Source organism: Sporomusa rhizae, from assembly GCF_041428845.1.
Lineage (GTDB): Bacteria > Bacillota > Negativicutes > Sporomusales > Sporomusaceae > Sporomusa > Sporomusa rhizae.
Window position 1 is genome coordinate 2344754 of the sequence record NZ_CP156925.1, and the last position, 19128, is coordinate 2363881.

General features: G+C 44.2%; 18 protein-coding genes and 1 other annotated feature. Of the genes, 14 read left to right on the forward strand and 4 right to left on the reverse strand.

Features of this window, described 5'->3' with window-relative positions; all coding sequences use genetic code 11:
- The first annotated feature begins 9 nt into the window (after positions 1-9).
- Genes SRRS_RS10715 through sdaAA form a run of 6 tightly spaced genes read left to right on the forward strand, consistent with a single transcriptional unit; the run spans position 10 to position 5939 of the window.
- Positions 10-636 carry a hydrogenase gene (locus SRRS_RS10715; protein ID WP_371368658.1) on the forward strand — a complete coding sequence of 209 codons (627 nt, stop codon included), beginning with the start codon at positions 10-12 and terminating at the stop codon, positions 634-636.
- A gap of 8 nt (positions 637-644) precedes the next feature.
- Positions 645-2132 carry a hydrogenase 4 subunit F gene (locus SRRS_RS10720; protein ID WP_371368660.1) on the forward strand — a complete coding sequence of 496 codons (1488 nt, stop codon included), beginning with the start codon at positions 645-647 and terminating at the stop codon, positions 2130-2132.
- A complete protein-coding gene (locus SRRS_RS10725) occupies positions 2129-3640 on the forward strand; it encodes an NADH-quinone oxidoreductase subunit C (RefSeq protein WP_371368662.1) in 1512 nt (503 codons plus the stop codon). Before SRRS_RS10720 ends, SRRS_RS10725 begins: the two co-directional genes overlap by 4 nt.
- Positions 3641-3653: 13 nt before the next feature.
- Positions 3654-4373, forward strand: a complete 720-nt coding sequence (gene nuoB / locus SRRS_RS10730) for an NADH-quinone oxidoreductase subunit NuoB (protein ID WP_371368663.1) — start codon at positions 3654-3656, stop codon at positions 4371-4373.
- A 1-nt stretch (position 4374) separates the two neighbouring features.
- Positions 4375-5040 carry an L-serine ammonia-lyase, iron-sulfur-dependent subunit beta gene (sdaAB, locus tag SRRS_RS10735; protein WP_371368665.1) on the forward strand — a complete coding sequence of 222 codons (666 nt, stop codon included), beginning with the start codon at positions 4375-4377 and terminating at the stop codon, positions 5038-5040.
- A 14-nt stretch (positions 5041-5054) separates the two neighbouring features.
- Entirely contained in the window at positions 5055-5939 is an 885-nt protein-coding gene (gene sdaAA, locus SRRS_RS10740; RefSeq protein ID WP_371368667.1) for an L-serine ammonia-lyase, iron-sulfur-dependent, subunit alpha, read from the forward strand.
- A 126-nt stretch (positions 5940-6065) separates the two neighbouring features.
- Here sdaAA and lgt read toward each other — a convergent pair whose 3' ends face one another.
- Positions 6066-6863 (reverse strand): prolipoprotein diacylglyceryl transferase, encoded by a 798-nt coding sequence (lgt, locus tag SRRS_RS10745; RefSeq protein WP_371368668.1) that lies wholly within the window; start codon positions 6861-6863, stop codon positions 6066-6068.
- A gap of 212 nt (positions 6864-7075) precedes the next feature.
- Between lgt and SRRS_RS10750 the strand changes: the two genes are divergently transcribed.
- Positions 7076-7612: a TlpA family protein disulfide reductase gene (locus SRRS_RS10750; RefSeq protein WP_371368670.1), complete on the forward strand. Its 537-nt coding sequence runs from the start codon at positions 7076-7078 to the stop codon at positions 7610-7612.
- Positions 7602-8303 carry a cytochrome c biogenesis CcdA family protein gene (locus SRRS_RS10755; RefSeq protein ID WP_371368672.1) on the forward strand — a complete coding sequence of 234 codons (702 nt, stop codon included), beginning with the start codon at positions 7602-7604 and terminating at the stop codon, positions 8301-8303. Before SRRS_RS10750 ends, SRRS_RS10755 begins: the two co-directional genes overlap by 11 nt.
- A 10-nt stretch (positions 8304-8313) precedes the next feature.
- On the opposite strand, the gene SRRS_RS10760 is transcribed toward SRRS_RS10755, so the two are convergent.
- Positions 8314-8595, reverse strand: coding sequence for a metal-sensitive transcriptional regulator (locus tag SRRS_RS10760; RefSeq protein WP_371368673.1), 282 nt, complete (start codon positions 8593-8595; stop codon positions 8314-8316).
- A 26-nt stretch (positions 8596-8621) separates the two neighbouring features.
- On the reverse strand, positions 8622-9314 hold the full coding sequence (locus SRRS_RS10765) for a metallophosphoesterase (RefSeq protein WP_371368675.1): 693 nt from the start codon (positions 9312-9314) through the stop codon (positions 8622-8624).
- A gap of 679 nt (positions 9315-9993) precedes the next feature.
- Between SRRS_RS10765 and SRRS_RS10770 the strand changes: the two genes are divergently transcribed.
- Positions 9994-11373, forward strand: coding sequence for an aminotransferase class V-fold PLP-dependent enzyme (locus SRRS_RS10770; protein ID WP_371368677.1), 1380 nt, complete (start codon positions 9994-9996; stop codon positions 11371-11373).
- A 76-nt stretch (positions 11374-11449) separates the two neighbouring features.
- Here the strand turns inward: SRRS_RS10770 and SRRS_RS10775 are convergent, their stop codons facing one another.
- Positions 11450-11854: a hypothetical protein gene (locus SRRS_RS10775; protein ID WP_371368679.1), complete on the reverse strand. Its 405-nt coding sequence runs from the start codon at positions 11852-11854 to the stop codon at positions 11450-11452.
- 109 nt (positions 11855-11963) lie between these two features.
- Positions 11964-12171, forward strand: a binding site (T-box leader).
- A 50-nt stretch (positions 12172-12221) separates the two neighbouring features.
- Between SRRS_RS10775 and leuS the strand changes: the two genes are divergently transcribed.
- The 5 genes from leuS (at position 12222) to nirJ2 (ending at position 19083) form a co-directional block, all read left to right on the forward strand.
- The gene (leuS, locus tag SRRS_RS10780) at positions 12222-14702 is read left to right on the forward strand and encodes a leucine--tRNA ligase (RefSeq protein WP_371368681.1); all 2481 of its coding nucleotides are present in this window, start codon (positions 12222-12224) and stop codon (positions 14700-14702) included.
- A gap of 35 nt (positions 14703-14737) precedes the next feature.
- A complete protein-coding gene (gene trxA / locus SRRS_RS10785) occupies positions 14738-15061 on the forward strand; it encodes a thioredoxin (RefSeq protein WP_371368683.1) in 324 nt (107 codons plus the stop codon).
- A 185-nt stretch (positions 15062-15246) separates the two neighbouring features.
- Entirely contained in the window at positions 15247-16815 is a 1569-nt protein-coding gene (locus SRRS_RS10790; RefSeq protein ID WP_371368685.1) for a bifunctional UDP-sugar hydrolase/5'-nucleotidase, read from the forward strand.
- 105 nt (positions 16816-16920) lie between these two features.
- Positions 16921-18093, forward strand: a complete 1173-nt coding sequence (locus tag SRRS_RS10795) for a radical SAM protein (protein ID WP_371368687.1) — start codon at positions 16921-16923, stop codon at positions 18091-18093.
- A 3-nt stretch (positions 18094-18096) separates the two neighbouring features.
- Positions 18097-19083, forward strand: coding sequence for a putative heme d1 biosynthesis radical SAM protein NirJ2 (nirJ2, locus tag SRRS_RS10800; RefSeq protein ID WP_371368689.1), 987 nt, complete (start codon positions 18097-18099; stop codon positions 19081-19083).
- The last annotated feature ends 45 nt before the right edge of the window (positions 19084-19128 follow it).

Here is a 19128-nt window from a genome sequence, read left to right on the forward strand (position 1 = left end):
CATATCTTTGTGAATTTCCTAATAATAGTTCTTTTATTTTTGGCGCTTCTTTTGAGTCGGGTAGCCAGTCTTAAGACCGCCGTTAGCATTCTACTTATCCAGTCGGCTTTAGTCGCGTTATCGTGTACAATTATCGCCGTGGAAACCGGAGAGATGCATACTTACGTTGCAGCTGCCCTTACACTGGTGATTAAAGCCGGGCTTATTCCCTATGCGCTATTCCGGATTGTCCGGATGCTAAAAAACGAAAGAGAAGTTAACCCAATCTTAAGTCCAAATTATTCAGTTATGGCCGCAGGTGTAATGATTGTGCTTGCTTATGGCCTTATCGACAAGGCTTTGCCCGGGATTGTCAGCCGGGATGCGCTGGCTGCCGCTGTAGCGATGATGCTAATTGGCCTTACTATGATTATGACGAAACGGCAGGCTGTCTTGCAGATTGTCGGCTTGATCACTATGGAAAATGGTTTGTATTTAGTAGGCCTTTCCGTAACTCAAGGCTTGCCCTTAATTATTGAACTTGGTGTATTCTTAGATGTACTGGTAGCCGTAGTGGTGCTGGTTATTTTGACATATCGGCTTAAACGTTCATTTTTGTCCACTGATACCAGTGTGCTAAAAAAGTTAAAGGGATGATCAATACGATGGAGCATTTGATACTTTTAGCGCTGGTACTACCGCTTGTAACAGGCGCTTTTATAATGACGCAATCAGGTCTCAAGAGTATTCGACTGATCAATTTGGCCGGCAGCAGCTTGTTGAGTCTGGTTTTGGGGGTTCTCGTTTTTCAGGTAGCTACAACCGGGGTTATTCACTATGGGCAACTTTATGGGAAAATTTATATAGATCAACTGAGTGCAGTTATGTTATTAGTTGTGGCGGTTCTTAATTTTACAGCAGCATTGTTTTCTTTGTCTTATATGGAACAGGAACTAGAAGAGGGACATGCCTCCTTAAAGATGTTAAAACGCTACTACGGCTTGTTTAACCTATTTGTTTTTACTATGGTGTGCGTTACAGTAGCGGAGAATATGGGAATGTTATGGGTGGCTGTGGAAGCTACTACTCTTAGTTCTGCTTTACTTGTTGCTTTTTATTTTGATCGAGCCGCATTGGAAGCAGCATGGAAATACGTAATGGTCTGTACTGTCGGTATCTGTTTAGCGCTTTTGGGTACTATACTTATGTATTATGCGCAAGTAAACGTCGGTGTGACCGATGGTCAGGCATTAAGCTGGCTGGCTCTTAAAGCTGTTAGTGATAAGCTTGATCCAGGCATGATAAAATTGGCATTTGTATTTATTCTGATTGGCTATGGTACTAAGGTTGGATTGGCGCCTATGCATACTTGGCTGCCTGACGCTCACAGCCAAGCGCCTTCACCGGTAAGCGGGCTGCTGTCAGGTGCGCTATTAAGCTGTGCTTTGTATGCCATTATTCGTACAGTGATCATTGTCAAAGGCGCTGTCGGCGCTGACTTTCCTGAGCACTTCTTAACAGGCTTTGGCCTACTTTCCATTATTATTGCTGTGCCTTTTATTCTGGTACAGCATGACCTTAAACGACTATTGGCATATTCCAGCATTGAACATATGGGCCTTATTACACTGGGAGTTGGCATCGGTACTCCACTAGCTACGTATGGTGCATTGCTGCATATTATTAACCATGCTATTACTAAATCAGCACTATTTTATCTGGCCGGAGCAATTATTCAATTCTATGGAACCAAGCATATCATGAGGATAAAAGGTCTGGTGAGTGCCGCACCGGCGATGGGAGCCATGTTTATCGCAGTTGTATTGGCAATTGCCGGTTTACCGCCTTTTAGTATTTTCTATAGCAAATTTACCATTGTGTGGGCAGCTTTTCAGATGGGAAATCCTTGGTTGGGAGCTGGTATACTGCTTTTAATGGCCGCGATTTTTGCCGGCATGATTTACTACACTTTGAGCATGGGATTCGGTTCGGTACCGCATCGTTTAGCCGGAGAACACCGGTTAGGTAGAACATCGCTGACAGCGGTGTCAGCCTCGTTAATGATTATGCTTGCTACCGGAATCTACTTGCCTGCTTGGCTTGATACGCTTCTTACCCAAGCTGTGGCTATTGTGATAGGAGGGGGACAATGACAGGCTCATGTAAGATAATACCGGCAGCAACCCTCCGGGCAGCTGCAACAGTTGTCAGCCGTGGCGGTCAGTATCGACTAACCGCGATGTTTGCCAATGACGAACGCCCGATAAATGGATATTTCGCGATCTATGCAATTTTCACTGATAAAGAAGATGGAACTTTTAAAACACTGAAAGCAACAATTAATCAAGATGAGCCGCTTGCGTTTCCGTCACTTACGCCAATCATGGCGGCAGCCGCGTGGTATGAACGGGAAATTCATGATTTATTTGGGCTGGTGCCTGAAGGACATCCTGACTTGAGACCACTCGTACTGCATGAAAACTGGCCGACCGGCCTATACCCAATGCGAAAAGACTTTACGATAAACACTCCTATACCTGACGAGCGGAGTCAATACCCTGTGCCGCCGGTGCAAGGGGAAGGAGTATTTGAAGTGCCGGTAGGTCCTATCCATGCCGGTATAATTGAACCGGGACATTTTCGTTTTAGCCAAGCCGGTGAAAACATTATAAATCTGGAAGCTAAGTTGTTCTTTACTCATCGCGGTATTGAAAAAGCGGTAGAAGGTTTGCCATTTGATAAGGTTATATACAGAACTGAACGTATTTGCGGGGCTTGTTCGGTCGCCAATACGTTAGCCTATGTTCAGGCTGTGGAAGAAATGTCGGGTACTATTGTTCCCGCTAGAGCAGAGTATCTTAGGGTTTTAGCCGCAGAGCTGGAACGGCTGTATAATCATGTTGGTGATTCCGGCAATTTGTGTGCCGGTTTAGGTTTTGCTCCAGGTACAAGTCATGGAGCGCGGTTAAAGGAACACTTAATGCGGCTAAACGAGCGTTTAACCGGCAACCGCTTCTTACGCGGCTGGATTACCTTGGGCGGTGTGCGCTTTGATATTACCGAAGATATGATACGGGATATAAAACAAACGCTTACCATGGTTATGAACGAGTATTCTGAGATTATGAACCTTTTACGGAATAATGAAGCTTTTCTTGACAGGGTTAACACTACCGGTATTTTACCCGAAAAGGCTGCCTTAGATTTGGGCGTTGTTGGCGTAGCCGCCAGAGCCTCAGGTATTGATGCTGATGTACGCCGGGATTTTCCTTATGCTGCGTACAAACACATCAATTTCCACGTCCCGGTGTATACAAGCGGCGACGTTGCCGCCAGATTATGGGTACGTGCCGATGAGGCCTTTGAATCAGCTAAAATTGTTAACCAAGTGCTAGACGGTTTGCCCAGCGGCAAGAGCATAACTGAGCTGCAGCCTGTTAAGCCTTATGCAACCGCCTTTAGTCTAACGGAATCACCGCGCGGCTCCGATCTCCACTGGCTTATGGCTGACAATAGAGGTAATGTTTACCGCTATTTTATTCGTTCGGCGTCCTATCCTAACTGGCCGGCGCTTACAGTAGCTGCTCCGGGAAATATCATTCCGGATTTTCCACTAATTAATAAGAGTTTCGAACTATGCTATGCTTGCCTTGACCGCTAAGGGGGGGACAATTGTGATTGGGTTGCTTAAACAAATAATAAAAACAGGACGGGTAACGGAACAATACGATAGCGGCACTATGCCAAGCCGGTTTCGCGGGCAGCTTGTGCACGAAGAAAGTCTCTGTCTTAAATGCCAAGTTTGTCGTGATGCCTGCCCGACCGGAGCTTTAGAATTTAATAATAATCAATTAGTTGTAGATAATAATGCTTGTATATTTTGTGGACGTTGCGTTGAAGTGTGCGAACATAAGGCTCTTAGTCATACGACGGAATATCGCTTGGCAACTTTGACAAGCCAACTTTCGGCCAAAATCCGTGCTACTTTGCAGCGATCGTTACATATTCGTCATGTTGATGCCGGTTCATGTAATGCTTGTGACTGGGAAATGACGGCATTAAATAACCCAATATATGATTTACAACAATATGGCATTGATTTCGTGGCATCGCCCCGGCATGCTGATATGCTAATGGTGACAGGCGTAGTTACCCGTAATTTAGAGCAAGCGCTTAAGATGACTTATGACGCCGTACCAGCACCAAAATTGGTTATGGCAGTAGGCTCTTGTGCTGCAAGTGGAAAAATTTATGGAGAAAGCTATGCAATTCGTGGTTCTGCTGGTAAAATTATTCCTGTCGATATCTATGTGCCAGGGTGTCCGCCGCGTCCGGCAGCACTTATTTACGGTCTCTTGCTAGCACTTGATAGACTAGGAGGTAACAGCAAGTAAAATGAATATTTTTGATATTATTGGTCCAATCATGGTAGGACCGTCTAGTTCACATACGGCTGGGGCGGTGAGGTTAGGAAATGCTGCAAGGTCAATTTTGGGTCAGCAGGTAGCCAAAGCCGTAATTGGGCTGCACGGCTCGTTTGCTCAAACCGGGCGTGGGCATGGTACAGACTTGGCACTTGTTGCCGGACTTATGGGCTGGCCAACCGATGACTTAAGAATTCCGCAGGCTTTTGATTATGCGAAAAAAGCCGGGTTTGAGTACTCCTTTAAAAATATTAATGCAGGCGATGCAGCGCATCCAAACTTTGTGAGGTTTTGGCTAACGGGTATTGATGGAACCGAAAGCCAAGTGGCTGGAATGTCTATTGGTGGCGGGAGAGTGGTAATCAGCGAGGTAGATGGATTTCCTCTAGAATTTACCGGGGATTTCCCCACCATTTTAACTTTGCACGAAGATCGTCCCGGCGCAGTAGCAGAAGTGACTGGTATTCTGTCAAGGCGCGGTGTTAATATTGCCCAAATGCGGTTATTTAGAAGAAACAAAGGCGGATTAGCCAGCATGGTACTGGAAACAGACCAGCCGGTTGAACAAGCTGATATTGCTGCCGTACTTAGTCTTCCGATGATTAAAACTGTACGTTGTATTAATGCTATAAGCTGATAGGAGTGTAAAAAATGCCTATAGATAAACTATCGCTCGAAGATTGGATTAATGAGGCCCAGGCTAAGTCTTTGGCGTTTACTGATTTTTGCACAGACTTTCAGGCCAAACAGATGGAGCTTCCTGTTGAAGAAGTTCTTGTACGGATGGAGGATATACTTACGGTAATGGAAGCATCTATTGCCGCCGGACTTAAAGGCCCGCGTTCCAAGGGGGGCTTAGTAGGTGGTGATGCCCGTAAGCTTAAGCAATATGCTCAGAATACTTCTAAATCGCTAATGGGGAGTTTTATCAGTAAAGCGGTAACTTATTCCTTGGCAGTTGGTGAAGCCAATGCTGCTATGGGAAGAATTGTTGCTGCGCCGACGGCAGGCTCAAGCGGTGTATTACCTGCTATACTTTTTTCACTTAAAGAAGAATACGGATTTGCCCTAAGGGAATTAGCAAAAGGACTTGTTGTTGCCGGCGCGATAGGGATGATTATTGCGTCAAGAGCTTCTCTTTCCGGTGCCGCAGGCGGCTGTCAGGCCGAGTGTGGTTCGGCTGGAGCGATGGCTGCTGGCGCGATCGTAGCCCTCAAGGGAGGAACTCCTGAACAGGTCGGGCAGGCAGTTGCTATTACCATAAAAAACATGCTGGGATTGGTGTGTGATCCGGTAGCCGGCTTAGTGGAAGTACCTTGTGTAAAACGTAATGCCGGTGCTGCAGCTCAAGCTATTATTGCTGCAGAAATGGCATTGGCAGGAATCGAGAGCGTAATTCCCGTTGACGAGGTTATTGATGCCATGGACTCTGTTGGGCAATCTATGCACTGCTCCCTCAAAGAGACCGCACAGGGTGGTTTAGCAGTTACTCCGACCGGCCTGGCTCTAACAAAAAAAATTTTTGGAAATGCTTAGGTAGTTCTGACTACTAAATTTGCTACTAGTGCCGGAGTTAATTTACCAAGATATATCAATAGTGATTCGAAAGATTGGTTGCAAAAGTAAAAGCCGAACCTAATTTGGTTCGGCTTTTTGATAACATTATTTGCTGTTTTTACTGCCAAGACCAATGCGTTCGGCGTAATAGCTTTGGCGGATAAACAGTATAATGCCAATAAGGATAACGGCTAGGCTTGTGAGTTGGGCTGATTTTAGGCCAAATAACAGTGTTCCGTAGTCTCCGCGAAGGAATTCAAGGAAGAAGCGGGCTGCAGAATACAAAATAGCATAAAGTATAAATACCTGCCCTTTGGCGTGATTAGTGGTTCTAAAGATTAGTAACAGCACGAAAATAATTACATCAAGCTGACCTTCCCAGATCTCGGCAGGCCATAGCGGTTTAGTACCATATACTTGATGGGCCAGCGTTGTAGAAGGGTAAACTATACCGAAATTTTCACCCGTAGGATGCCCAAAAGCGTCGCCATTCATTAAATTGGCCATTCTACCTATAGCCTGACCAATAATAACGGCAGGGGCGGCTACTATATCGGCAAATGCCCAGGTATCAATTTTGTGTATTTTTGTATAAATGATGCCGGCAATGGCTCCCAGCAGAACGCCGCCTTGAATAGCCATTCCGCCCTGCCAGACAAAAGGAATTTCTAACAGGTGGTGCTGGTAATAATCCCAATCGAAAAAGAAAACATCCCACAACCGGGCACCGACTATACCGGCTAGACCGCAGTAAATGCCTATGTCAGGCACATGTTGATGCCATCGGCCATCTTGTTTGGCAAAGAAATAGGCGACGCCGGTAGCTAAAATAATGCTCATACTTAAAATAAGCCCATAAGCTCTAATAGGGAAATCTCCGATAAAGAACAGATATTGATGCATGGAATGGCCTCCGTTATTAATATTGGTTAGCAGTAAAACATATATTTGCTATAAAGTAGACTAATCTTCAGGTGGGGTTTTGAAGATTAGTCGCCCTTATCCAGGGACTTATCCGCGCGCCTGTGCCCGTAGGGGTATAAATCCCTTTTTTAGAAGCTGGGAGTTTTAGAGCGGGTTAGTCTCAGGATAAATTACAGGGAGAGAGGACTAATATGACGAAACGATTCATAATTTTAGCAATAGCAATAACAGCTATAATTGTCGTTATTGGATTTGTTGCCTTACAGTTCAGTAGTATGTCCGGAGATGACTCGGCTAATAAACCAAAGGTAGACACCGGAATTACGGTGGGAAAAACCTTGCCCCAATTTGTACTGACAGCGTTGGATGGTAATACAGTGAAAATAGGCGATTCGGGGCAAATTATTGTGCTGAATTTCTGGGCAACGTGGTGCCCGCCCTGTCGCCAGGAGATGCCGGAACTCAATAATTTTGCTCAAAAATATGGCAGTAAGGTTATGTTCTACACCGTCAATGTTCAGGAGTCGAATGATAAAGTAGCTGGATTTATAAGCCAGAATAAATACAACCTGAATGTATTATTAGACAAAGACGGTGAGGTATCGAAAACTTTTCGCATTAATGCTATTCCAACAACGATAATAGCTGACAGGCAAGGTATCATTAAGTACCGCAAATCAGGCCCGGTAACGTTGGCCGAACTGGAAGGGGTGCTAAATGGATTATAATATTACTTTTGTAACAGTTTTTGGGGCAGGTGTTGTTTCCTTTTTATCGCCATGCGTTTTACCGATGCTGCCGACTTACACCGCACTTTTGGCGGGGACTGGCAGACAAGATGTAAAAGCTGGACGCTGGGTATTTATGATGAATGCTCTCAGCTTTCTTAGTGGGTTTACACTATTTTTCGTAGCTATGGGAGCAACTGCATCCTACGTTGGAGAAATATTCTTAAATTACCAAGATATTATAAGGAAAATCGGAGCCATTTTTATGGTTATCATGGGTTTGCAGATTCTTGGTCTGCTAAAAATTCCGGGTCTTGAGCGCGAGTACCGGCCATTTCTGAATGGTACTTTCGCAGGCCCCCTGGGTTCTTTCTTATTAGGTTTAGCATGTACTGCCGGCTGGACACCATGTACCGGCCCCATTTTAGCCACTGTGCTTATCTATGCCGGCACAACGTCTACAGTCGGTCAGGGAGCTTTTCTTCTATTTATTTACGCGATGGGCTTTTGTTTACCGTTTTTACTATTAGCTATGCTACTTAATAGCTATATGAATAAAATTAAAGGTATATACAAGTGGCTGCCAATTGTTCAGAAAGCAGCAGGAATTATACTTATTGTTGCGGGAATTGTCATTTACTTTGAATGGATGCACAAAGGGCTGGGATTACTCTTGGATATTTTAGGTTAACTATAACGAGTTACTTTAAAAAAGAAATCATTTGCTTGACGATCTGCTCAACTTTTTGTTTATCCTCAGGATTGTGGGCTACATCGCCAAGGCATTCAATGGCGTTATTTTCTAAAATGTAAATGCCGATTTTTTCAATAGAAGCTCTAATTGCCGAAAGCTGGATAAGAACATTGCCGCATTGCTGGCCTTCTTCAACCATACGTTCAATACCGGCAATATGGCCTTTGACGTTCTTCAGGCGGCTTAAGACTTCGGCTTGTACATGACTGTCAACCATTTTGTACCTCATTTCTTACTCCAACAAGGAGCGGTAGTTTAAATAATTTGTTTGAGTTCGAAACCCAGAGCATCACAGGATACGAGATGATAAGCGGCACCGTTAATTATACCGGTTGCCGCATTTTTTATTGATTCACCGTGCAAATGCCCATAAACGCAAATAACAACATTATATTTGGCAATAAGGCCGGTAAAGCCGGTTTCTGTATACGGATTGTAAAAAGGCGGGAAATGCAGCATGAGAATTTTGTTGCTAAAGCCTGCTGTTTGGGCAGCGAGCAAAGAAGCTTCTACCCGCAACAGCTCACGATCAAAGATAGGACGATCCGAGGCTTTAAACAACGGATCCTCCGGGCATGTCCAGCCCCGGCTGCCACAAATGGCCCAATCACCTACTACCGCGAAATTGTTATTAAGAAATTCGACTTTACCTTCTATGGCTTTATTCATTTTGTTTAAAGTTTGCCACCAATAGTCATGATTACCCCGTATTACAATTTTTCTACCAGGCAAATCGGTAATGGCATTTAGATCAACTAACGCATCAGAGAGTTTCATCGCCCAAGAAATGTCCCCGGCTATCAGCACAACATCCTGCTCAGAAACTCGCTCCTGCCAACTTTTTTTTATCTTTTCCCAATGGCCATCCCAGTGACTGCCAAAAATGCTCATTGGTTTTGCTGGTGGTTGGCCGGATAAGTGGGTATCTGCTATTGCAAATATTTTCATAAAACCAATATCCTTAATTAATATTATTGTGGTAATGCCTGGAATATATTTTAACTAATATTAGGGTGAATAGCAATGAATAAACAAGAATCTACGCAAAATCTGCAAATCTAATCCCTTTTGGTTGCCTAATTGCATAAAATATATTAACGGCGTCTTTTAAGATTAATCCGGTGACTAACCCGTCCTAAGACTCCTCTTCTCTAAGCTGGAGTTAAAAGGGCTAAGTCCCTGGATAAGGGCGACTAAACCTTCAGATAGGGTGAACCCATTTGAAGCTAAGTCTACTTTATCCGATGACTAACCCGCTCTAAGATTCCCACTTTTCTAAGCGTGAATTAAGAGCGGCTAAGTCCCTGGATAAGGGCGACTAACCTTCAGATAGAGTGCCCATCTGAAGCTAAGTCTACTTTATCCGATGACTAACCCGCTCTAAGATTCCCCACTTTTCTAAGTGTGAATTAAGAGCGGCTAAGTCCCTGGATAAGGGCGACTAACCTTCAGATAGAGTGCCCATCTGAAGCTAAGTCTACTTTATCCGATGACTAACCCGCTCTAAGATTCCCCACTTTTCTAAGTGTGAATTAAGAGCGGCTAAGTCCCTGGATAAGGGCGACTAACCTTCAGATAGAGTGCCCATCTGAAGCTAAGTCTACTTTATAAAAAGCGGGGTTGTAATATGATTTATCGGAATTCGGGCAATTACTTCCGACCCTTAGTAGCTGGGGCAGAAACTAAAGTGCCTTTGGCAAATGGTAAGTTTGTTACAGCAATCAATTTTGACAATGCAGCTACCACACCGCCGCTGCACGCTGTGTTACAGGAAATATCCCACTTTGCTCCGTGGTATGCTTCCGTTCACCGCGGTCGAGGTTATAAATCTATTCTCACTTCTGAACTTTATGAACGAGCTCGTGAGGTTGTTAAGGGGTATGTGAAGGCAGACAAAAGTGACGTTGTCATTTTTACTAAAAACACTACCGAGTCAATCAATATGTTAGCATACGCGCTCTCTCCAGGCGGCAAAGAGCAGGTTGTATTATCGACAGATATGGAGCACTTAGCTAATGATTTGCCATGGCGAGACAAATTTACTGTAGACTATGTATCGCTGACTAGGTCTGGAAGGCTGTCAGTAAAGGACCTGGAAGCAAAGCTTAAGGCTTATGGAGGAAAAGTAATTCTTGTAACCGTTACTGGCGCTTCTAATGTTACGGGTTATATCAATCCTATTGCTAAAGTTGCCCGGCTGGCGCATAAATACGGTGCTAAAATTTTGGTGGATGGGGCTCAATGGGTACCACATACGTCTGTTGATATGAAACCTTGCAGTTCACCAGAACATATAGATTATCTAACCTTTTCCGCGCACAAAATGTATGCGCCGTTTGGTGCGGGAGTACTTATCGGGCCACAAGCAACATTTGCCAGCAATATTCCGGTGTATCAAGGCGGTGGAGCCGTTGGCTTAGTTTCACATGAATATATTGAATGGGATGACCCACCGGCAAAATGTGAAGCCGGAACTCCCAATATGATAGGAGTATTGGCACTGATTACTGCCATTGAAACATTGTCTAAACTAAATATTAACGATATCCATACCTACGAGCGAGGGCTAATTGATTATGCAATTGATGGTTTGCGTAGTATTCCAGGCATAAATTTGTATAGTAGCAGGGATGGTAGTGAGGCACGCGTAAGTCTCATATCTTTTACTATGGAAGGTTTACATCATAGCCAAATTGCTGAGATTTTATCACAGGAAGCCGGCATCGCAGTCCGCAACGGTTTGTTTTGTGCTCACCCCTATGTAGAAAAGTTACTTAAACTAACTAAGAAAGAAATAAAATATTATCAAACCTACGACGACAAAACGATACCTGGTCTGGTAAGGATGAGTTTTGGGATATACAATACCTATCAGGAAATTGATATCTTTTACAAATTATTATGCCATGTTGCTAGAAACCGAAACTATTATGCGCGAAAATATGCATATGTATTGGAACCTGACCGCTGCGGCGGCAAAGAGCAGAGTGAATATCTGTATTGCTAAATAAGGCTAAAACCACCTAGACTCCGGATCTACGGCTTCTGGGTGGTTTTGATTTTGTGGCTGCCTCTGTTTCCATTTAATTATTAGAGTTGGCTGATTTAATCCATTCCTCTAACTTGTCTAATACTTCCGTGCGAGCGGTGTCCACCTCTACGCCTCGCCATTCCTGGCCCGTTTCGCTGTCAAACCATAATTCTTTTTGAGAAAAAGTACCGGTAGGATAGAGTTTTTCTTTGGCAGCATCGAGAAGGCCATCCAACATGCTTTGTTTTATGGTCTTCCGGATCATACGGCAGCCAGCTTTCTCGGTAGTAGAGACCTCTATCCCGTCCGGACCGTCGCTAAGCTCGACGTGGGAAAGCAGCTTGCCCTGCTGACCGGCTGTAGAAATAGCCTGCTTGGCATAAGCGGCGGCCTGCTCCCGCTTAATACTGTCATCATTCACGGTAACTCTGACATTGCCGATAATAAGCTTATACATGACGCACCTCCTTATGAACTATTCTATGACTGTCTGCTCGATATAGAACAGTTTTTACCAGTCAAGGTGTAAGTTGACTTTTATAATTTGTTGCTATATAATGGAACAAATAAATCCGAAGAAGCAGAATAGTAAGCTGTACGATGTAGTTCAGAAAGTTGGCGGTTGCTGCGAGCCAATCTGCGTGACAGTTGAACTCGCTGCCAAGGAGCGGTTGTGAACTCATTGTAGCAACTGACGCGAACCTGCGTTATTGGTAAGAGTGGGTGACAGTTGTCATCAAGCAGGGTGGTACCGCGAGAAATCTCGTCCCTGGCGTCAGCCACGGGACTTTTTTAATTTTGTCCGAGGGGGATTGAACTACTAGATGAATGAAAAATATATGCCGCATGAGATTGAAGCCAAGTGGCAAAAACTCTGGGCTGAGAATGATGCTTTCTCTAATACTATTAACCGGCAGCGTCCGGAATACTATGTCTTAGAAATGTTTCCTTATCCGTCTGGCAATTTGCACATGGGGCATGTACGCAATTACTCTATCGGTGATGTTATTGCCAGATTTAAAGTCATGCAAGGCTATAATGTACTGCACCCGATGGGGTGGGACGCTTTTGGCATGCCTGCTGAGAATGCCGCCATTAAGAATGGTATTCATCCATCATCTTGGACTTGGGATAATATTGCTAATATGCGCAATCAGCAGCAAGAATTGGGATTATCCTATGATTGGGACCGTGAAGTTGCAACCTGCCATCCCCATTATTATCATTGGACACAGTGGCTGTTCTTACTCTTTTTTGAACGTGGATTAGCTTATAAAAAGAAGGCCGCAGTAAACTGGTGCAATGACTGTAATACGGTATTAGCCAACGAACAAGTTGTTGATGGTCGCTGCTGGCGCTGTGACTCTGTAGTTGTTAAAAAGGATCTCGAACAGTGGTTCCTGAAAATAACAGATTATGCGGATCGTCTTTTAGCTGATTTGAGTGAACTTAAAGGTTGGCCAGACCGTGTAAAAACCATGCAAGAGAACTGGATTGGACGCAGCGAAGGGGCCGAGTTTAGCTTTGCAGTTCCTGAAATAAACGATAAGATTCCCGTATATACTACCCGCCATGATACTGTGTTTGGCGTGAGCTACATCGTGCTGGCTCCTGAGCACGTACTGGTGGACAAGCTTATTGCCGGCAAACCGGAAGAACAAGCTGTCAGGACATTTATCGAGCGCGTTAGAAATCAAAGTGAAATTGCCCGGACTTCTACCGAAACAGAGAAGGAAGGAATTTTTACGGGTGCCTATGCTGTTCATCCGTTTACTGGCGAACCAGTGCCTATTTGGATTGCCAACTATGTACTAGTCGAATATGGTACTGGTGCGGTTATGGGTGTACCTGCTCATGATCAGCGTGACTGGGACTTCGCTAATAAGTATGGTTTACCCAAGAAGATTGTAGTTCAGCCTGTTGGTAAGGAACTAAGTCTTAGTGATATGACCGAAGCTTATGGCGGACAAGGAACTATGGCTAATTCCGGTGAGTTCAGCGGCTTAGATAATGAAGCAGGCAAGGTGAGGATTGCTCAATGGTTTGAAGAACAAGGCATTGGCAAACGGCGTGTTAATTATCGTCTAAGGGACTGGCTGATATCCCGCCAGCGATACTGGGGGGCACCTATTCCAATTATTTATTGTCCGGAATGTGGTACGGTACCTGTACCTAAAGACCAATTGCCGGTTTTGCTGCCTGAAAATGTTGATTTTACCAGTGGCTCAGTGTCGCCATTGGCTAAAGCTGAAGACTTCATAAACTGTACTTGCCCAAAATGTGGTGGTAAAGCACGGCGCGAAACAGATACCATGGATACCTTCATCTGCTCTTCCTGGTACTATTTCCGCTATACAAGTCCACATACCACAGATCAACCGTTTGAGCCGGATAAAGCAAACTATTGGATGCCTGTTGACCAATACATCGGTGGTATTGAGCACGCTATATTGCACCTGTTATACTCCCGCTTTTTTACCAAAGTATTAAAGGATGCCGGTTTGGTAAATGTAAATGAGCCGTTTAAAAACCTGCTAACTCAAGGTATGGTTATCAAAGACGGGGCAAAGATGTCTAAATCTAAAGGCAATGTTGTTGCTCCGGGAGAAATTATCAGCAAATATGGTGCAGATACTGCGCGCATGTTTATCCTGTTTGCTGCGCCGCCTGAACGTGATTTAGAGTGGAGCGATCAAGGCGTAGAGGGCGCATACCGGTTCTTGAATCGTTTATGGCGGATAGTCGATCACTATACTACTTTAATCGGTACCGAAGCATCTGAATACGACCCTAAGCAACTAAGTAAACCCGAGAAAGAACTACGTCGCATTCTACATGTAACTATTAAGCGGGTAACGGAAGATATTGGTCAACGCTTCAATTTCAATACAGCAATCAGTGCAATTATGGAATTGGTTAATGCCATGTATGCAATAAAAGATCAAGGCGTAACTATAAACTCCGGGTTAGCGCGTGAAGTTGTGGGAAGCTTGCTGAAAATGCTTGCACCATTTGCTCCGCATATTACCGAGGAGCTTTGGCAGGAAACTATCGCTGAAGGCAGTGTGCACAAACAATTCTGGCCAACATTTGACGCTGCCGCTATGGAAGTGGAAGAAGTTGAAGTTGTACTGCAAATCAATGGTAAAGTCCGGGATAAAGTTGTGGTTTCGGCCGGCCTAACTCCTAAAGAACTGGAAAAGACAGCGCTTGAGCAGGAAAAAGTTCGGGAACTTATCGCCGGTAAAGAGGTTGTTAAAGTGATCTCTGTACCGCAAAAGCTGGTTAATATTGTTGTAAAATAGGGATAATAATAGTATTAATTTTAGGAGGCGAGAAGATGAGCGTGCTTAACATTACCAGTACGGATGAATTTAATGACGCTGTATTAAAAGCAGACAAACCTGTTCTGGTTGATTTTTGGGCCTCGTGGTGCGGCCCCTGTAAAATGGTAGCGCCCGAAGTTGAGACTGTAGCCAAGAATTTTGAGGGGAGAGCTGTTGTCGCAAAAGTTAATGTTGATGAGCAGCAGGGATTGGCTACTCAATACAATGTCATGAGCATTCCTACCTTGGTGGTTTTTAAAAACGGCAGTGAGGTCGGAAGAATTACTGGTTATCGACCACATAAGGATATAAGTGCTACATTAGAAAAAGTTTTTTAGCTTAAAAAAACTCCCGGAGCTGGTCCGGGAGTTTTTATTATCCAGCTAGAAAGCGTAATCTCGACCTGACAAGATCAGAATTAACTTTGGCTTGCGTCATAGGCTTGCGCAAGTGGTGCTTTCTTTAGCTTGTATTTGCTTCTAGTTTTTGTCATAATTAGAACTAACTGAGAAAGGAGGCAGGAATGAAGACAAATAGTAAAAAAGTAGGTTTATTCATCCCCTTGCTTTGTATTTGTTTGCTATTATTTTTACCCTTAGCCCTTGCCGCCGAAGAACCAAAAGATACTAAAACGATTACCATTCTTACGGTAAATGACTTTCATGGTACAATGATTGAAGCCGGGAAAAATCCTGGAGCAGCCAAACTTGTGGGATATTTAAAGGCAGAGACTGCTAAGAATCCTTCAGGGACAATCCTTCTTAGTGCAGGAGACATGTTTCAGGGAAGCCCAGACTCAAATATGTTGTACGGCAAACCAGTCGTAGCGGTTATGAATGAGGCGGGTTTTGCTGCGATGGCTCTAGGTAACCATGAGTTTGACTGGGGAATTCAAGTTTTAACAGAACGTATTAACCAAGCCGATTTTCCGTTTGTTGCCGCTAATGTTGTGGATAGAACAACAGGCAACCCCGTCAGTTTTGCTAAGCCGTATACATTTCTTGAAAAGAATGGGCTAAAAATCGCAATAATAGGTTTAACAACTCCTGAGACAGCTTACAAAACTAACCCAGCCTATAGTAAAAATTTCATTTTTTGTGATCCGGCAAAAACAGTAAAAGAGCTTGTACCGCTTTTAAAACAGCAGGGAACTGATATTATAGTAGTCTTATCACATATGGGCAGCGAAGTGGATGCAGCTAATGAGGTTAAAGGTGAGGCGGCTGATCTGGCGTGGAATACCGATGGTGTCGACGCTATTGTTTCTGGTCATACGCATGTAAGGGTTGCCGGGATAGTAAATTCGGTGCCTATTGTTCAGGCTGCTTATAATGGACGGGCAGTAGGCAAGATTGTGTTGAATTTTTCAGAGAGTGCCAATAAAGTAATAGCAGCCGAGGCTTCTGTTGTTGATTTAGCGGCGAAGGATTTGGTTGCTGATGCTACGGTTCAAGACATTACCCTAAAAGCACAAGCAGAGGTAGCACCGATAAAAAATATTATGATTGGCCATACCAGTCATGAGTTAAGTCATAATAAGGCGTCTGTTTCTGTACTGGGACAATGGGTAACCGATGTAATGAGGCGCAGTATGAACACTGACATAGCTTTTCAAAATGGTGGCGGTCTTCGGACAAGCATTCCGGCCGGTAATATTACTATTGGAAATCTATATGAGGTAGTGCCCTTTGATAATACGTTAGTAACTTTAGATTTGACGGGCAAACAAATAAAGGAAATCTTAGAATACGGTATATATAACAACCAGATTGGTATGTTGCAGTTTTCAGGCCTATCGGTGCAATATGATAAATCACAACCGGCAGGGGCAAGAATTGTCAAGGTAAGTTTACAGGATGGACGCAAGCTTGATTTTAACAAAACATACAAGGTGGTGACGAATGACTTTTTAGCTCAAGGTGGCGACGGCTTTACTATGTTAACCCAAGGCAAACACATAAATGACAGGCAGATTCTCTTGCGTAACTTACTGATAGATGCAATTAAAGCAGCCGGGAAAATTAATATTGTAACTGATAAGCGATTTATGGAAATTAAACCGGCGGGTAATATGGAAAAACCTGCGGCGTAACTCTGTTCCAAAGACTGGCAGAAAGTTTAAACTACCAGCAGGGAACGTCCCAGCATATGTCGAATTTGTCACAAAACAGAATTTTTGAAGGAGATAGAAAACAGAATGATAGGTTGCACTAAATTGCTATGCGGAACAGCTACTGTATCGGATATAGTGAAGTATGGCCGCAGTTCTCAAAACTTGCCGCCCCAAATGCTGCAGTTTTCCTCTGATACAACACCTATAGTTGTTTGGAATTCCACTAATCGTTGTAATCTTAACTGTCAGCACTGCTATATTTGTGCTGAGGACCGGGAATATGAAGGAGAATTTACTACTGCAGAGGCTAAAGCTTTTATTGATGACTTAGCGATTATGAAGGTGCCTGTGCTGCTGTTTTCCGGTGGCGAACCACTAGTTCGCAAGGATTTGTTTGAACTAGGCGCGTATACCATTGAGAAAGGAATTCGACCGGTTATTTCCACAAATGGTACCCTGATTACGCCGGAAATGGCCAAGCGTATTAAAGAAACCGGATTCCAATATGTCGGTGTTAGTGTAGACGGCAATGAAGAGGTTCATGATTACTTCCGGGGTAAGAAAGGGGCATTCCGGGAGACTCTTGCCGGTATTCGCAATTCTATTGCTGCAGGTAATAAGACCGGTATTCGTTTTACCGTAAATAAACTTAACTATCATACTTTACCGGATATTTTGGATATCGTGGAACGTGAGAAAATTCCTCGCTTCTGCATGTATCACCTGGTATACGCTGGCCGTGGCCGGGAAATGGCTGAGCTTGATACTACTCCTGAACAAAAGCGTCAAACGATCGAGCTTCTAATTGAGCGGACAATTGATTTTAACAAACGGGGTATTGAAGTTGAAATACTGACAACTGACAATCATGCCGATGGTATATATATACTTCAACATATGGAACGGACTCAGCCTGAACGGGTACCTGAGATTAAAGAACTTCTGTCAATGCATGGAGGGTGCTCGGCTGGTCAGAAAATGGCTAATGTCGATCCGCAAGGTAATGTTCATGCTTGTCAGTTTTGGGGCCATAAGTCATTAGGCAATGTCCGAAAACAGCCCCTCAGCCAAATCTGGAAAAATAACCAAGATGAATTTTTGTGTAAGCTGCGTGACAAAGAGAGTCATGTTACCGGGCGTTGTGGTGAATGCCGGTATAAAAGCTTTTGCGGTGGCTGCCGGATAAGGGCCGAAGCAGTAACTGGCGATATATGGAGTGAAGATCCGGCCTGCTATCTTACAGATTATAAGGAGTAGCTGATGATAATTTCATGGAACACCACTCAGCAGTGTAATATTAATTGTGTGCATTGTTACCGGGATGCCGGTGCTAAGAGAAGGGATGAATTAAGTACCAGTGAAGGTAAAAAACTGCTTGGTGAAATAGCCAAAGCCGGTTTTAAGATTATGATCTTAAGCGGCGGCGAGCCGATGCTACGCACTGATATCTATGAACTTATTACTCATGCTGCGACTGTTGGTCTTAGGCCGGTTTTAGGGACAAATGGTATATTGCTTACAGGGGATGTTCCTGCAAGGCTTAAGTCTGCCGGTTTAATGTGTGCAGGAATTAGTGTCGACAGTCGAAACCCTGAGTCTCATGATACTTTCCGGGGTGTTCCCGGCGGTTGGGACCAGACAATGGCAGGCATTAAAGCATGCCGTGAAGCCGGTTTACCCTTCCAAATTCACACGACGGTAACTACGTCGAACGAAAGCGAAATCACCGAGATTACCGATCTAGCTGTTGAACTGGGCGCTGTTGCCCATCACATCTTTTTCCTGGTGCCAGCCGGCAGAGGCAAGGACATTGAAGAGACAACACTTAAAACGGCTCAGTATGAGGCTCTCTTGACACGAATTCTGGATAAGCAGGCAACAACTTCTATTGAACTAAAGCCGACATGTGCTCCCCAGTTTATGCGTATCGCCAAAGAGCGTGGTGTACCTATGCGTTATACTCGGGGATGTCTCGCAGGTACTTCTTATTGTGTCATATTGCCTAACGGTGATGTTCAACCTTGCCCGTACTTACCGCTAAAGGTAGGAAATGTCAGGGAGACGTCCTTTGATACTTTATGGCAAGAGAGTACAGTATTTAAAAAGCTGCGGCATGAACCACTCAAAGGTGGTTGTGGTTCGTGTGGATTTGATTCTGTGTGTGGTGGTTGCCGGGCTAGAGCGTACTATTATTCTGATGGAGATTACTTAGCTGAAGAACCCTGGTGTGACCGGGGTTGTAGATAGTAGATTTAAACGAGTGCTGCGTCTAGGCTCCCAATAAATTATGTG

What these genes read in the sequence shown, in the direction of transcription:
- SRRS_RS10720 (WP_371368660.1), top strand. Translation starts at nt 645, where the DNA reads ATGGAGCATTTGATACTTTTAGCGCTGGTACTACCGCTTGTAACAGGC.
- lgt (WP_371368668.1), bottom strand. Translation starts at nt 6,863, where the DNA reads ATGCATCAATATCTGTTCTTTATCGGAGATTTCCCTATTAGAGCTTAT.
- SRRS_RS10790 (WP_371368685.1), top strand. Translation starts at nt 15,247, where the DNA reads ATGAAGACAAATAGTAAAAAAGTAGGTTTATTCATCCCCTTGCTTTGT.
- SRRS_RS10765 (WP_371368675.1), bottom strand. Translation starts at nt 9,314, where the DNA reads ATGAAAATATTTGCAATAGCAGATACCCACTTATCCGGCCAACCACCA.
- SRRS_RS10775 (WP_371368679.1), bottom strand. Translation starts at nt 11,854, where the DNA reads ATGTATAAGCTTATTATCGGCAATGTCAGAGTTACCGTGAATGATGAC.
- SRRS_RS10795 (WP_371368687.1), top strand. Translation starts at nt 16,921, where the DNA reads ATGATAGGTTGCACTAAATTGCTATGCGGAACAGCTACTGTATCGGAT.
- SRRS_RS10725 (WP_371368662.1), top strand. Translation starts at nt 2,129, where the DNA reads ATGACAGGCTCATGTAAGATAATACCGGCAGCAACCCTCCGGGCAGCT.
- SRRS_RS10750 (WP_371368670.1), top strand. Translation starts at nt 7,076, where the DNA reads ATGACGAAACGATTCATAATTTTAGCAATAGCAATAACAGCTATAATT.
- SRRS_RS10770 (WP_371368677.1), top strand. Translation starts at nt 9,994, where the DNA reads ATGATTTATCGGAATTCGGGCAATTACTTCCGACCCTTAGTAGCTGGG.
- sdaAB (WP_371368665.1), top strand. Translation starts at nt 4,375, where the DNA reads ATGAATATTTTTGATATTATTGGTCCAATCATGGTAGGACCGTCTAGT.
- SRRS_RS10760 (WP_371368673.1), bottom strand. Translation starts at nt 8,595, where the DNA reads ATGAGGTACAAAATGGTTGACAGTCATGTACAAGCCGAAGTCTTAAGC.
- sdaAA (WP_371368667.1), top strand. Translation starts at nt 5,055, where the DNA reads ATGCCTATAGATAAACTATCGCTCGAAGATTGGATTAATGAGGCCCAG.
- SRRS_RS10755 (WP_371368672.1), top strand. Translation starts at nt 7,602, where the DNA reads ATGGATTATAATATTACTTTTGTAACAGTTTTTGGGGCAGGTGTTGTT.
- leuS (WP_371368681.1), top strand. Translation starts at nt 12,222, where the DNA reads ATGAATGAAAAATATATGCCGCATGAGATTGAAGCCAAGTGGCAAAAA.
- trxA (WP_371368683.1), top strand. Translation starts at nt 14,738, where the DNA reads ATGAGCGTGCTTAACATTACCAGTACGGATGAATTTAATGACGCTGTA.
- nirJ2 (WP_371368689.1), top strand. Translation starts at nt 18,097, where the DNA reads ATGATAATTTCATGGAACACCACTCAGCAGTGTAATATTAATTGTGTG.